The sequence below is a fragment of the Rugamonas fusca genome (assembly GCF_014042365.1).
GTDB lineage: Bacteria > Pseudomonadota > Gammaproteobacteria > Burkholderiales > Burkholderiaceae_D > Rugamonas > Rugamonas fusca.
In genome coordinates this window covers 287,644-301,341 of sequence record NZ_JACEZS010000002.1, presented here as the reverse complement: position 1 = coordinate 301,341, position 13,698 = coordinate 287,644, and the positions used below count along the sequence as shown (strand labels likewise).

Sequence of the window (13,698 nt, the reverse complement as noted above, 5' to 3'; positions counted from 1 at the left end):
GCAACACCATGCGTAAGATACTGATAGTCGACGACGACCAAAAGACCCGTACCCTGCTCAAGACCTACCTGGAGAAGAACCAGTACGACGTGGGCCTGGCCCACAACGGCGAAACCTTCACGGCCGAGTTCAACCGCTATGCCGACGAATTGTCGCTGGTGATCCTGGACGTGATGCTGCCCGACACGGACGGCTTTGCCCTGTGCAAGATGGTGCGGCGCCGCTCCAACGTGCCCATCATCATGCTCACGGCCAGCTCGGACGAGACGGACCGCGTGGTGGGGCTGGAACTGGGTGCCGACGACTACATCTCCAAGCCCTACAGCCCGCGCGAGCTGCTGGCGCGCATCAAGGCCATCCACCGCCGCACCGGCATGGACAATGTGGCCGCGCCACGCTTCTACCGCTTCGTCGGCTACACGCTGGACACGGTCGAACGCACCGTCACCGGCCCCAACGGCGAGCACGTGCCGCTGACGGGGCTGGATTTCCAGCTGCTCAAGTATTTTGTCGAACACGCGGGCGACATCCTGGACCGCAATGTGCTCTGCGAGGAAACCCGTGGCCGCGACGCCGGCCCCATGGACCGTTTCCTCGATGTGCAGATCAGCCGCCTGCGCCTGCGCCTGAACGACGGCGGCCGCCAGCCGCTGTTGATCAAGACCGTACGCGGCGCCGGCTATGTATTTTCCGCCGATGTTACGGCCAGCAATGTCTAAGCTGCGTCCGGGCCGCTGGCTGGCGCGCGTCCTGCCGCCCTCGCTGCTGGGCCGGCTGGTGGTGGTGATGGTGGCGGGCGTGCTGCTGACCCAGCTGGCCGGCAACTGGCTGTGGGCTACCCAGCGCCACGCGGAAGCGGAAGTGGAAGTGCGCACCGCTACCCAGCACCTGGCCCACAGCGCATCGAAGGTGGTGCGCTTCTTCCTGAGCCTCCCAGCCAATTACCGGCCGCTCATCATCCAGCAATTCCGCGAGATGGGCGGCACGCGCTTTCTCGTCAACGTCAACCGGGCGCCGGTGGAGATACCCGGCATCGGCGAACAGGCCTTGGCCGAGGTGGCCAAGGCGCAAGTGCGCACCACGCTCAAGGAGGACGTGCCCAACCTGAGCAAGCTGCGCATCGATTTCGCCTGGCCCGACCACCTGCCCGTCAGCGACGACGGCACCACGCTCAACGACATGCCCGAAGGCTGGGTGCAGAACGTGGTGCTGACCAAGCCGGCGCCGGCGCCCATCCTGCTGATCCAGGCCGAGATGGGGCCGGGCAACTGGCTGTACCTGGCCACGCTGATGCCCAATCCGTATTTCCTCGACAGCGGCAACCCGCTCACGCGCGACCGCGTGTTGCTGCAGGCGTTGTCGCTGGGCGCCGTGCTGTTGCTGTGCATTCTCGTGGTGCGCTGGACCACGCGGCCGCTGGCGGCCTTGTCGGAAGCGGCCACCGCCTTCGGCAACGGCGAACGGATGCCGGAATTGCCGGAGACGGGCAGCCGCGAATTCGTCAACACGGTGCGCGCGTTCAGCGCCATGCGCGAACGCATCAACCGCTACATCGCGGACCGCGAGCGGCTGTTCGTCTCCATCTCGCACGACCTGCGCACGCCCATCATGCGCCTGAAGCTGCGCACGGAATTGCTCGACGATGAACAGTTGCGCGACGAATTCCACGAAGACCTGGACGAGCTGGAAATGATGGTCAAGGGCGCGCTGCAGACTGTCAAAGATAGCGACATCCACGAGAACCCTACCGAGATCCGGCTCGACGCCTTGCTCGGCCGCATGGTGCGCGATGCGCGCCTGGCCGGCCATCAAGTGTCGTTCACCGCCTCGGGCCTGAGCGTGGCGGCCAAGCCGCTGGCGCTCAAGCGCGCCATCGGCAACCTGCTCAACAACGCCATGCATTACGGCAAACAGGTGGAGCTGGCGGTGGAGCCGCGCGGCACCAACATCGCCATCGTGATCCGCGACCATGGGCCCGGCGTGCCGCCCGAGGCGCTCGCGAGCCTGGCCGAGCCGTACGTGCGGCTCGAACATGGCCGCGAGCAAAACAGCAGCGGCATGGGCCTGGGGCTGGGCATCGCGCGCGGCATCGTGCAGGCGCACGGCGGCGAACTGCTGCTCGACAATCACCCCGAAGGCGGCTTCCGTGCCACCATCGTGCTGCCCGGCGCGGCCTTCACGCCGCTTGATAGCTGAGCTCGTTTGGCGGGTGGCCCCCGGCCCTTGTGTCCCGCTGATGCGTCGCCATCGACATGGCGCGTGCGCCTTGGTAGCATGGTCGAAGGGGGCGCTATGAGACGGTTCGTTCACGCGATGAAGGATGGGTTCGCCAGCGTGGCGGCCAGGTGTTGCGCCCTGTTGCTGGCGCTGGCCTGCGCGTCGCCGCTGGCGCGGGGCGCGCAGCAAGATGCGATCGTCGTCGGGCAGGCGCCGGCCCAGGTCCAGCAACTGGTGCTGCGCGCCATGCAGCGTCTGGCGCCCGCTGGTGAAGCCCATCGCCGCTACCACATGACGCTGCCGTTCGGCGCGCCGTTGTTCCCGCCGGACACGGATCTGGCGCTGTCGCCCACGCCGGAGTTGGCGCGCTGGCTGCAATTGCCAGCCGACGCGCGCCGCCACGACGTGCTGATCGTGCCCGATGCCGATTACTACTGGGACGCGGGCGGGGCGCCGTTCTCCTGCCAGTTCATCGTCCATCTGCAAGAGCAGGGCGCGGGGCGGACCCGGCTCACGGTGCTGCAAGTGCGCCCCACCGAGCTCCATGGCAAGAAGCTCGACTTGCTGGGGCGCACCGGTCCCGGCTTCTACCTCGACATCCGCCCGGCCGCGCCGGCACCGCAGGCCAGCGCCGACCTGCTAGCGTTGCTGGCCGCTGCGCTGGTACACCCGTTGCCAGCGTCCCCATCTTCCCCAACTCCCCATTAGCCCCAGGCCGGCCGCCAACAACAGGGCCGTGGCCGGCACCGGCAAGGTTGGCGCGCCGGGCACTTGCAGCGCGAATGGTGTCGTGACCGGATCGGAGGTCTGGATCAGGCGGCCGCCAGCCAGCGGATCACCATCCCACCACTCGCCCGACAGCGTGAACACGCCGCTGTCGCTCTGGCCCGGCGTGGCGAAGGCGAAGACCTGGACCCCGTACAGGCCGGCGATGGTGGCCGCGTCGAACGCACGCGATGCGCGCGTGCCTGGCGCCAGGATGGGGAAGTCGAAATAGCTGGCGTCCGGCGTGCCGATGCTGAACGACGAAGCGCTCAGTTCGGTTGGCACGAACCAGTCCACCGTGTCGGTGTTGCCGATGTCGTAGCCCCAGCCCGTCAGTTGCCCCGGCTGGCCGGTGATGGCGCCGCCCGGCGGCGTGGCGCTGAAGGTGAAGGTGAACGGTGTGGCGCGCGCGGCCGGCGCCAGCAGCAGGCCGGCCAGCAGGCCGGTCAGTGCGCAAAAGGAAGTCAGTTTCATCAGTGTCTCCGTGCTTGCAGGTTGGGGGGCTTCACTTCGGTATCACGGCCTGCGCCTGCGCGTACGCGTACGGCACGCCCGCGATATCGGACACGGTGCCGCTTTCGCTCACGCTGAAGCGCTGCACGTCGGCCGGCGTGTTGAACGTGAGCCGCACGGTGAAGAAGCTGCCCACGTCCACGTTGGGCGTGACCAAGGGCAGGGTGGGCGACAGCGCCGTGTTGAGCGTCACCGTGCCGGTGCCACTGAGCGTGCGCAAGGCCAGCGCGGCCAGCGTCATGTTCTGCGCGGTGCCGGCGCCCGTATTGGTGAAGCGCAGGTCGATGCCCGTCACGCCCGGCGCCACCGTTTCCTGGCCGACGATCTCGGCGATGAAATTGGGCTTGCCCGGTACTTGTGCGGCGCCCGTCACGAAGCTGGTCAGCGACGCGCTGTTGTGCACGGCGGGGTCGGTGGTGCTCTGGATGGTCGCCGTCACGTTGTCGGCGCTGCCGATGCGGGCGCTGGCGGGCGGTGTCAACTGTACCGTCACATTGCCCGTCTCGCCCGCGCCCAGCGTGATGCTGGCGGGACTGACATTGCCCACGTAGTGCTGGTCGTCGGTGGCCGCGAAGCTGAAGGTGGCGGGCGCGCCATCGTTGCGCACCTGGTAGAGCAGTGCCGTCGTCATGCCGGGACGCAGGTCCTGGGGCGCGGGGGGCTTGATCGACACGGTCTGGGGCGCGACCATCATGCTGACGACGCGCTGGAACGGATAGCCGGCGCTGTCGGTGCCGCTGGCGTAGGCCAGGAACGGGCCGCCGGGCACGGTGATGGGGCCGAAGAACTTGCCGCCGTCGGTGGCGTCCTGTTCCAGCGCCAGCGGGGCGATCAGGCTGTAGTCCTTCTTGCGCAACTGGAATTGTGGGGCGCTGCTCAGTCCCGTCAGCGCCGCCATCGCGTACAGCGACTGGCCCGGCCCCGGTTCGCCATCGATGGCCAGCAAGCCCTGGTGCGGGGGCTGGGCGCCGAAGCGGGTCAGCTGGAACGAACTGAACGCGAGGCCGGCGATGCCGCTCACGTTCACGTACATGAGGCTGGACGTGTCACCCACGGTCAGCTGCCACGGCCCCGGCATCGGATGGTCGATCGAGATGATGGCGCCGCTGCTCAGGTTCAGGAAGGCCGTGGCCTTGCTGGCGTCGATCACCGCGCCATCGGGGCGCACCAGGTGGACGAACGGCGGCAAGCCCTGCACGGCCGTGCTGACCGATACGATGAGCCGCGTCAGGCTGGCATCGACCGGCACGGGGTAGGTCTTGTGCACGGGGAATTGGTCCTGCACGGACAGGATCTGCACCGCGTTGTTGCGGCCCACCAGGTCGGCCAGCTGGGTCACGGCGCCCGCCTCGCCACCGTACAGGAAGAACACCTGGCCGCCTGTTTCGGCGGCCGCCCGCAGGAAGCCGGGCGTGATCGGCGAACAGCTGCCGAACAGGATGGGGTAGATCTTGATGTCCTTGCTCTTGGCCAGGCCGATCACGGCGCCGGCCAGCGCGCCATCCTTGGCCGCCGCGTCCGTGTACATGAACAGGTCGCCGCCGGGGTCGGCCAGCGACAGGCCGTTGTAGATGCCCGTCATGGCCAGTTCCGGGCAGTCGCCGCCGCCGGACGCGCCCAGCGCGCCGATGGCCGACTTGAACGCGGTGGCGTCGTTGGTGGCCAGGTTGGGGCCCGTGTCCGGGTCGTTGAACGGCGCCAGCACGTATTGCAGCGGCTCCTCGTCCGTGCCCAGGCGGGCGTTGACGATGCTGATGGCCGAGTCGCGCACGCCGGCGATGATGTCGCCCATGCTGCCCGTGGTGTCGATGGCGAATGCCAGCGTGGGGCCGGCGCCCAGCAGGGCCTTGAGCTGGGCTGGCGTGATCTCGGCCTTGATGTCTTCCACGAACTGCTGGGTGGCGGCGATGGCGGCGGCGGCGGCCGTGTTGTGGAAGGTGCTGTGGGGCGAGATGTCGCAGTACAGCGTATCCTTGTTGATGCCTTCGCGGAAGTAGCCGAGCGGGTCGCTGGACTTGGAACTCTTGTCGAGCGGGCCGCCGTGGCTGCACTTGAAGTTGCCCGGCTTGACCCGGTCCTCGCCGCCGTAGTAGCCGCTGGTGAGCAGCGAGCCCACCAGGTTGGACGAGTTGGCGCAGGTCAGCCCCGTATCCGTGTAGCCGGAGCAGGTGGTCACGCCGGGGCCGGCGAAGGCCAGTGGGGTGGGGCGGCCGACGTCGGGATTGGCGCCGCCGTTGCCCATTTCGACCCAGTTGCTGTGCGAGTAGAAGTCCTGGATGGTGTGCAGGGCGCTGCCCAGGTTGTCGCGCGCGCCGGCGGCGTTGATGGGATCGCTGCGCAGCGCATCGAGCACGTTCTGCTTGAGCGTGGCCAGGCGCAATTGCGCGCCGACGGCGTTCTCGCCATCGAAGTGCTTGGCCGAGCTGGTCTGGTCCTCATCGACCTTGGCGTCGGCCTCGATGATGCGGTCCAGTGCCTTTTGCATGGAAGCGGTCAGCTTGGGCACGGCGAAATAGCGCTTGTCGAGTTCCTCGATGCCGCGCTGGGTGATGTCCTGGTGGGTCAGGCTGCCGGCCGACTTGGACGTGATGAAGCAGACGAAGCCGTTCTTCGGGCAGAACGCGTGGCCGGGGCCGCTGGCGCCCAGGGCCAGCGCGGCCAGCAACGGTGCCAGCCAGCGCCGGGATGGACGGCCCGGGACGTGGCGGCGATACGGTTGTTCGGTGCACATACCAACTCCTTTCCTAGGGGTGCGACAGGTTGCGGGCGGGCCGGGTGGCCCCGGAGGCGGGCACGCATATATTGTGCCGAGCGCTGTGCCGAGCCCGGCCATGCCCGTGCGCGTGGCCGGGGGCGCAGCCGGACGGGTGTGGCACTGTCAGGAATTCCGACAGCGGCGTGCGGCAGCCCGGATTTGGCAATCTGTGCTGCGATTTGTGCAGTTCGTCGCTTTCTGCTGCGCCCCGTCGCGCCCTCTGCTACATTGGCCGACGATCTGCATCCACGAGCTACGCATCCGCGAGGAAACCAATCAAATGAAAAAACTGCTCCCTGTCAGCCTGCTGCTGGCCGCCTTCTGTACGCTGTTCAACCGGGCCCAGGCCGCCGACGATTACGTCACCGAGTCGCGCCCCATCGACGGGCGCGTGGTGCGGGTGTTGCTGGACGGCGTGCTCGACCTCAAGCTGACGCGCGGCCCGCAGGCGTCGCTGACCATCGTGGCCGACAAGCGCACCATGGCGAAGATCACGGCCGCGCAGACGGGCGACACCTTGCACCTCGATACGGAAGGCCACGGCGTCAAGCTGAACCGCAACGGCGCGCGTGCCGAGCTGGTGCTGCCGGCCTTGCGCCAGGTGGTGTCGGAAGGCGTGGGCACGACGGAAGTGAACGGTTTTATGGGCGATGAACTGGAGTTGACGCTGGACGGGGCCGGCTCCATGAAGGTGGCGGGCGACTACAAGAAACTGAAAGCCAACCTGGGTGGCGTGGGCAGCATGCATTTGTGGGTCAGCGAGAACGATCTGGTGGAGCTGGACATGCATGGCGCCGGCTACATCACGCTGGGCGGGCGCAGCAAGTTGTTGCGTGCCTCGCTGGGCGGGCTGGGCGGCCTGAACGCGCAGCAGTTCCAGGCCGACGCCGTGGAGGTGGACTTGAGTGGGCTGGGCAACGCCACCGTCACGGCCCGCAACGACGCCACGCTCAACCTGAGCGGCCTCGGTTCCGTCACCGTGTACGGCAAGCCGGCCAACCGCAACGTGAGCGTGGATGGCCTGGGCAAGGTCAGCTGGAAATAAGGCGGGCGGCGCGATGATGAATAGTCAGACTTACACTTACAAACGCAACATGAAAAAAATACTCTTTGCGCTCTGTCTGCTGCTGGCCATGCAACAGGCCGCGTACGCCGGCTTCGCCGATGGCGCCATGGCTTACAACAACAAGAACTACGCGCTCGCCTACCGCGAGATCCTGCCGCTGGCCAAGGCCGGCAACGCCGACGCCGAGCACCTGCTGGGCTTGATGTACTACATGGGCCGCGGCGTGCCGCAGGATTACAAGCAGGCGCTGGAATGGCACCGCAAGGCGGCACTGCAGGGTAAGGCCGACGCGCAGTACGTGGTGGGCGCCATGTACTACACGGGCAACGCCGTGATCCAGGACCACAAGCAAGCCATCGTCTGGTTCCGCAAGGCGGCCGAGCAGGGGCATGCGGAGGCGCAGCAGGTGCTGGGCCTGATGTACCGCTATCACATCGGCGGCATGCCGCAGGATAACGTGATCGCCTACATGCTGTGGAACCTGGCCGCCGCCGGTGGCTCCGCGAACGCGGCCGAACAGCGCGCGGCCGTGCTGCGCAGCATGACGCAGGAGCAGATCGAGGAAGGCCAGGCGCTGTCGGCCGCGTGGAAGCCGAATACGCCACTGCCGCGCCAATCGCGCACAGGTGGTTGATGGCGAGGCCGAAGGGACAGATCCTCGGCTGAAGCGAGGCGGGGTCAACGAGGCGGGGTCACAGGCGGGGTCAGGTCCGGCATCGCGCCACCGTGGCGCACGAGGCGGGGGCACGAGGCGGGGGCAGGTCCGGCATCGCGCCGGCAATATGGCGTGTTGCCGGACCTGACCCCCGCCTTTTGGAACGGCCTGCGCGCGGGGCCGCCCTGAAGTACAATCTTCCCTTTCCACTCACGAGGGAAGCGTCATGCGCGCAATCGAGATCACCAGGCCGGGCCCGGCCGATGTGCTGAAACTGTGCGAACGTCCCATGCCGGCTGTCAAGGCGGGCGAAGTGCTGATCAAGGTGCATGCGGCTGGCATCAACCGGCCCGACGTGTTCCAGCGCCAGGGCAGTTATGCGCCACCACCGGGCGCTTCCGACCTGCCGGGCCTGGAAGTGGCCGGCGAGATCGTGGACGGCGACCTGGCCGGCAGCGACTTCACGCGCGGCGATATGGTGTGCGCGCTGGTGCAGGGCGGCGGTTACGCCGAGTATTGCGTGGCGCCCGTGCAGCAATGCCTGCCCGTGCCGCGCGGCCTGTCGGCGCTGGAAGCCGCCTCGCTGCCGGAAAACTATTTCACCGTCTGGAGTAATGTGTTCGACCGCGCCCACTTGCGCGGCGGCGAGACGCTGCTGGTGCAGGGCGGCACGTCCGGCATCGGCGTGACGGCCATCCAGCTGGCCGCCGCCATGGGCCACCGCGTGTTCGCCACGGCCGGCAGCGACGACAAGGCGCGCGCCTGCGAGCAACTGGGCGCCGAGCGCGGCATCAACTACAAGACCGAGGATTTCGCCGCGCTGGCCAAGTCGCTCACCAATGAGCGCGGCGTGGACGTGATCCTGGACATGGTGGGCGGCGACTACCTGCCGCGCGAAATTGCCTGCCTGGCCGACGATGGCCGCATTTCGCTGATCGCGCTGCTGGGTGGCGCCAAGGCCACGGTGGATCTGGGGCAGGTATTGCGCCGGCGCCTGACCATCACGGGCTCCACCTTGCGGCCCCGTTCCGTCGCCTTCAAGGCGGCCATCGCGGCCCAGTTGAAGCAGCGCGTGTGGCCGATGTTCGAAGCAGGCAAGATCAAGCCTGTCATTTATCAAGTGTTCCCGCTCGACCAGGCGGCCGAGGCGCACGCACTGATGGAGCGCAGCACCCACGTCGGCAAAATCATGTTGCAGGTGATTTGAAGCATTTTGGGGTGATAACGCCACAAATCCGCATCGATGCGCCAATTTTGGCCCAGCGGGACATGCCGCTGGTTTGACCGGCCTTCCGGCCGCACGTTAGAATAACGGGTTAATAAAAAATTAGGCTACTATGCGACGCAAACTCGTCATCGGTAATTGGAAAATGAACGGCAGCCTTGCCGGCAATGCGGAGTTGTTGTCCGGTATCGCCGCTGGCTTGAGCGCCTCCGGCGCGGCCTGCGCGGTCTGCGCGCCTGCGCCATACCTGGCCCAGTGCCAGGCGGCCTTGCAGGGTACGGCCATCGCCTGGGGTGCGCAGGACGTGTCGGTCCACGCGGCCGGCGCCTACACGGGTGAAGTGTCGGCCGCCATGCTGGCCGATTTCGCTTGCCGTTATGTGCTGGTGGGGCACTCGGAACGCCGCGCCTATCATCACGAAAGCAGTGAACTGGTGGCGAAGAAGGCCGTGGCCGCGCTGGCCGCCGGTTTGACGCCAGTGGTGTGCGTGGGTGAAACGCTGGCCGAGCGCGAAGCGGGCCAGACCAACTCGGTCGTGCGCGCACAGCTGGGCGCCGTGCTGGAAGCCATTGGTGCCGGCGATGTGGCGAAGATTGTGGTGGCATACGAGCCCGTTTGGGCCATCGGCACCGGCAAGACGGCCACGCCGCAAATGGCGCAGGACGTGCACCAGGTGTTGCGTGCCCAGCTGGCGGAAAAGGATGCGCAGGCCGCCGCTGGCGTGCATATCCTCTACGGCGGCAGCATGAAGCCGGACAACGCCAAGGAATTGCTGTCCATGCCAGACATCGATGGCGGACTGATCGGCGGTGCGGCATTGAAGGCAGCGGATTTCCTGGCCATCATCCACGCGCACTGAGCGCGCGGGCGGTGGGGCAGGGCGGAAGCTGAGAACTTATTTACTCTGAAAACGAAATAACATGAACACTTTGTACAATCTGATCGTTGTGGTGCAAGTCTTGTCGGCGCTGGCCATCATCGGCCTGGTGCTGATGCAGCATGGTAAGGGTGCCGACATGGGCGCTGCCTTCGGTTCCGGCGCATCGGGCAGCCTGTTTGGCGCCTCCGGCTCGTCGAACTTCATGTCCAAGTCGACCGCCGTGGCCGCGATCCTGTTCTTCAGCGCCACGCTGGGCCTGTCGTTCCTGCAAACGCACAGCAGCACCGGCGTGAGTGGCGGCGTGATGGATAAGGTGGCGGCGCCTGCGCCGGCCCCTGCCGCACCGGCTGGCGGCGCTGGCGCCATCCCTGCGACGACTGCGCCTGCTGCGGCCGCGCCTGCTGCGCCGGCTGCGCCTGCGCCGGCACCTGCCGCGCCCGCGCCCGCCGCATCGATTCCGAAGTAAGCAACAAGTCAGTCATTTGTAATACAGTAAACGTCTTGCCTATTGTTTTGGCAGTGAAAGCTGTCAAAACAATCCAAAGTGAGATTCAGTAAAGATTTATCGTTTTTCTTCCTTGTTTTAGTGCAATTCGCATTAACAAAGTGCGCAAAACACAGTAGAATAGCGGCCTTAATGAATGCCGACGTGGTGAAATTGGTAGACACGCTATCTTGAGGGGGTAGTGGCGCAAGCTGTACGAGTTCGAGTCTCGTCGTCGGCACCAAAAAATCAGAGGCCAGCAAGGGGAGTACCTAAGCTGGCTTTTTTACGAGGATGTGTCGTTCGATCCTGGTCTAAGCTGTTGATTTGGGTCGGACGTTAAGATCACTGCAACGCAATACCGCAACACTGCAGTGTGTCCTTCAACCGATCGTTCAACATCAAGCTTATCAATCGTGAACCTCGAAAATTACTTCCCCGTCCTGTTGTTCATCCTCGTCGGTCTCGGCGTTGGTATCCTGCCCCAAGTCCTGGGTCACCTGCTCGGGCCCAACAAGCCTGACTCTGCAAAACTCTCCCCCTATGAATGCGGTTTCGAAGCTTTCGAAGACGCGCGCATGAAATTCGACGTCCGGTACTACCTGGTCGCGATCCTCTTTATTTTGTTCGATCTGGAAACGGCATTCTTCTTCCCGTGGGGCGTCTCCATGCGCGAACTGGGCTGGGCCGGCTTCGTGACGATGATGGTGTTCATCGCCGAATTCGTGGTCGGTTTTTGGTATATCTGGAAGAAAGGTGCCCTTGATTGGGAATAAGCCATGGCTATTGAAGGCGTATTAAACGAAGGTTTTATCACCACCTCGGCCGACAAGCTGATCAACTGGGCGCGTACGGGTTCGATGTTCCCGATGACGTTCGGTCTGGCCTGCTGCGCGGTTGAGATGATGCACGTGGGCGCGGCCCGTTACGACATGGACCGCTTCGGCGTCGTGTTCCGTCCCTCGCCACGCCAGTCCGACGTGATGATCGTGGCCGGCACGCTGTGCAACAAGATGGCTCCCGCGCTGCGCAAGGTCTACGACCAGATGCCAGAACCGCGCTGGGTGATCTCGATGGGTTCCTGCGCCAACGGCGGCGGTTACTACCACTACTCCTACTCCGTGGTGCGCGGCTGCGACCGCATCGTGCCGGTTGACGTGTACGTGCCGGGCTGCCCGCCGACGGCGGAGGCTCTGCTGTACGGCATCATGCAGCTGCAGAACAAGATCAAGCGCACCAACACGATCGCACGCTAACGGGGCGCATCAACTATGACTACACATTTGGAAACACTGCAAAACGCCCTCGGCTCCGCCCTGGGCGATCGCGTTAGCGCCACCGTGGCGCTGGGCGAGATCACCCTGGTGGTCAAGGCCGCCGACTACTTCGACGTGATGCGCACGCTGCGCGATGACAAGTCGCTGGGCTTCGACCAGCTGATCGACCTGTGCGGCGTGGACTACCTCAACTATGGCGAAGGCGCCTGGGATGGCCAGCGTTTCGCCGTCGTGGTGCACCTGCTGTCCGTGAAGCACAACTGGCGCGTGCGCGTGCGCGTGTTCGCCGCCGACGACGACATGCCGCTGCTGCCGTCCGTGACCAGCCTGTGGCGCACCGCCAACTGGTACGAGCGCGAAGCGTTCGACGTGATGGGTATCCTGTTCGACGGCCACAACGACCTGCGCCGCATCCTGACCGACTATGGCTTCATCGGCCACCCGTTCCGCAAGGACTTCCCGGTGTCGGGCTATGTCGAGATGCGTTACGACCCGGAACAGAAGCGTGTGATCTACCAGCCTGTGACGATCGAGCCGCGTGAAAATGTACCGCGCGTGATCCGCGAAGAAAATTACGGGACGAAATAATGGCCGAAATTAAAAACTACACCCTGAACTTTGGTCCGCAACACCCGGCCGCGCACGGCGTGCTGCGCCTGGTGCTGGAGCTGGACGGCGAAGTGATCCAGCGCGCCGACCCGCACATCGGCCTGCTGCACCGCGGCACCGAGAAGCTGGCCGAGCAGAAGACCTACCTGCAGTCCGTGCCTTACATGGACCGTCTCGACTACGTGTCGATGATGTGCAACGAGCACGCCTACGTGATGGCGATCGAGAAGCTGCTGGGCGTGGAAGTGCCGCTGCGCGCGCAATACATCCGCGTCCTGTTCGACGAGATCACCCGTTTGCTGAACCACCTGCTGTGGCTGGGCGCGCACGCGCTCGACGTGGGCGCCATGGGCCCGTTCCTGTACGCGTTCCGCGACCGCGAAGACCTGATGGACTGCTACGAAGCCGTGTCCGGCGCCCGTATGCACGCGGCCTACTACCGTCCGGGCGGCGTCTACCGCGACCTGCCGGACGCCATGCCGCAGCACCAGAAATCGATCATCCGCAGCGACAAGAAGATCGCCGCGCTGAACGAGAACCGCCAGGGTTCGCTGCTCGACTTCATCGAGGACTTCACGCGCCGCTTCCCCACCTACGTGGACGAATACGAGACGCTGCTGACCGACAACCGCATCTGGAAACAGCGTACCGTCGGCATCGGCGTGGTCAAGCCCGAAGACGCGCTGGCCATGGGCTTCACCGGCGCCATGCTGCGCGGCTCGGGCATCGCCTGGGACTTGCGCAAGCACCAGCCGTATGAAGTGTACGACCTGATGGACTTCGACGTGCCGGTCGGTACCAACGGCGACTGCTATGACCGCTACCTGGTGCGTATCGAAGAGATGCGCCAGTCCAACCGCATCATGAAGCAGTGCGTGGAATGGCTGCGCAACAATCCGGGTCCTGTCATGTCGAGCAACCGCAAGGTGGCGCCACCGTCGCGCGTCGACATGAAGACCAACATGGAGTCGCTGATCCACCATTTCAAGCTGTTCACGGAAGGTTTCCACGTGCCGCCGGGCGAAGCGTACAGCGCCGTCGAGCACCCGAAAGGCGAGTTCGGCATCTACCTGCTGTCGGACGGCGCCAACAAGCCGTACCGCATGAAGATCCGCGCGCCGGGCTATGCCCACCTGCAATCGCTGGACGAAATGGCGCGCGGCCACATGATCGCCGACGCCGTGACCATCATTGGTACCCAGGATATCGTTTTCGGCGAAATCGACCGCTAAGCGAAAAGACAGTCCGAAAG

At 65.4% G+C, this 13,698-nt stretch carries 14 protein-coding genes and 1 tRNA gene; 13 read left to right on the top strand and 2 right to left on the bottom strand.

Annotation, left to right across the window (positions count from 1 at the left end; genetic code table 11):
- Positions 1 to 8 precede the first annotated feature (8 nt).
- The 3 genes from H3H36_RS04620 to H3H36_RS04610 all read left to right on the top strand — a co-directional run bounded on the left by H3H36_RS04620 (position 9) and on the right by H3H36_RS04610 (position 2,925).
- A complete protein-coding gene (locus H3H36_RS04620; RefSeq protein WP_182214577.1) occupies positions 9 to 719 on the top strand; it encodes a response regulator in 711 nt (236 codons plus the stop codon).
- On the top strand, positions 712 to 2,196 hold the full coding sequence (locus H3H36_RS04615) for an ATP-binding protein (protein WP_229219729.1): 1,485 nt from the start codon (positions 712 to 714) through the stop codon (positions 2,194 to 2,196). The genes H3H36_RS04620 and H3H36_RS04615 overlap by 8 nt, the downstream gene beginning before the upstream one ends.
- Before the next feature lie 96 nt (positions 2,197 to 2,292).
- Positions 2,293 to 2,925: a hypothetical protein gene (locus tag H3H36_RS04610; protein WP_229219728.1), complete on the top strand. Its 633-nt coding sequence runs from the start codon at positions 2,293 to 2,295 to the stop codon at positions 2,923 to 2,925.
- Here H3H36_RS04610 and H3H36_RS04605 read toward each other — a convergent pair.
- Positions 2,857 to 3,456, bottom strand: a complete 600-nt coding sequence (locus H3H36_RS04605) for a hypothetical protein (protein ID WP_182214575.1) — start codon at positions 3,454 to 3,456, stop codon at positions 2,857 to 2,859. The genes H3H36_RS04610 and H3H36_RS04605 overlap by 69 nt on opposite strands.
- Positions 3,457 to 3,487: 31 nt before the next feature.
- Entirely contained in the window at positions 3,488 to 6,226 is a 2,739-nt protein-coding gene (locus H3H36_RS04600) for a vWA domain-containing protein (RefSeq protein WP_229219727.1), read from the bottom strand.
- Between the two features lie 304 nt (positions 6,227 to 6,530).
- Here H3H36_RS04600 and H3H36_RS04595 point away from each other — a divergent pair, with 304 nt between their 5' ends.
- The 10 genes from H3H36_RS04595 (at position 6,531) to H3H36_RS04550 (ending at position 13,678) form a co-directional block, all read left to right on the top strand.
- Entirely contained in the window at positions 6,531 to 7,295 is a 765-nt protein-coding gene (locus H3H36_RS04595) for a GIN domain-containing protein (RefSeq protein WP_182214573.1), read from the top strand.
- A 49-nt stretch (positions 7,296 to 7,344) separates the two neighbouring features.
- Positions 7,345 to 7,950: a tetratricopeptide repeat protein gene (locus H3H36_RS04590; protein WP_182214572.1), complete on the top strand. Its 606-nt coding sequence runs from the start codon at positions 7,345 to 7,347 to the stop codon at positions 7,948 to 7,950.
- Between the two features lie 247 nt (positions 7,951 to 8,197).
- Entirely contained in the window at positions 8,198 to 9,178 is a 981-nt protein-coding gene (locus H3H36_RS04585) for an NAD(P)H-quinone oxidoreductase (protein ID WP_182214571.1), read from the top strand.
- A 130-nt stretch (positions 9,179 to 9,308) separates the two neighbouring features.
- Complete coding sequence (tpiA, locus tag H3H36_RS04580) at positions 9,309 to 10,055, top strand: triose-phosphate isomerase (protein WP_182214570.1); 747 nt, start codon at positions 9,309 to 9,311, stop codon at positions 10,053 to 10,055.
- Positions 10,056 to 10,116: 61 nt separating this feature from the next.
- Complete coding sequence (secG, locus tag H3H36_RS04575) at positions 10,117 to 10,542, top strand: preprotein translocase subunit SecG (RefSeq protein WP_182214569.1); 426 nt, start codon at positions 10,117 to 10,119, stop codon at positions 10,540 to 10,542.
- 177 nt (positions 10,543 to 10,719) lie between these two features.
- Positions 10,720 to 10,804 (top strand) — tRNA-Leu (locus H3H36_RS04570).
- A gap of 172 nt (positions 10,805 to 10,976) precedes the next feature.
- Positions 10,977 to 11,336, top strand: a complete 360-nt coding sequence (locus H3H36_RS04565) for an NADH-quinone oxidoreductase subunit A (RefSeq protein ID WP_182214568.1) — start codon at positions 10,977 to 10,979, stop codon at positions 11,334 to 11,336.
- 3 nt (positions 11,337 to 11,339) lie between these two features.
- Complete coding sequence (locus H3H36_RS04560) at positions 11,340 to 11,816, top strand: NuoB/complex I 20 kDa subunit family protein (protein WP_008450353.1); 477 nt, start codon at positions 11,340 to 11,342, stop codon at positions 11,814 to 11,816.
- A 15-nt stretch (positions 11,817 to 11,831) separates the two neighbouring features.
- Positions 11,832 to 12,425 carry an NADH-quinone oxidoreductase subunit C gene (locus H3H36_RS04555; protein ID WP_182214567.1) on the top strand — a complete coding sequence of 198 codons (594 nt, stop codon included), beginning with the start codon at positions 11,832 to 11,834 and terminating at the stop codon, positions 12,423 to 12,425.
- Entirely contained in the window at positions 12,425 to 13,678 is a 1,254-nt protein-coding gene (locus tag H3H36_RS04550) for an NADH-quinone oxidoreductase subunit D (protein WP_182214566.1), read from the top strand. The genes H3H36_RS04555 and H3H36_RS04550 overlap by 1 nt, the downstream gene beginning before the upstream one ends.
- The last annotated feature ends 20 nt before the right edge of the window (positions 13,679 to 13,698 follow it).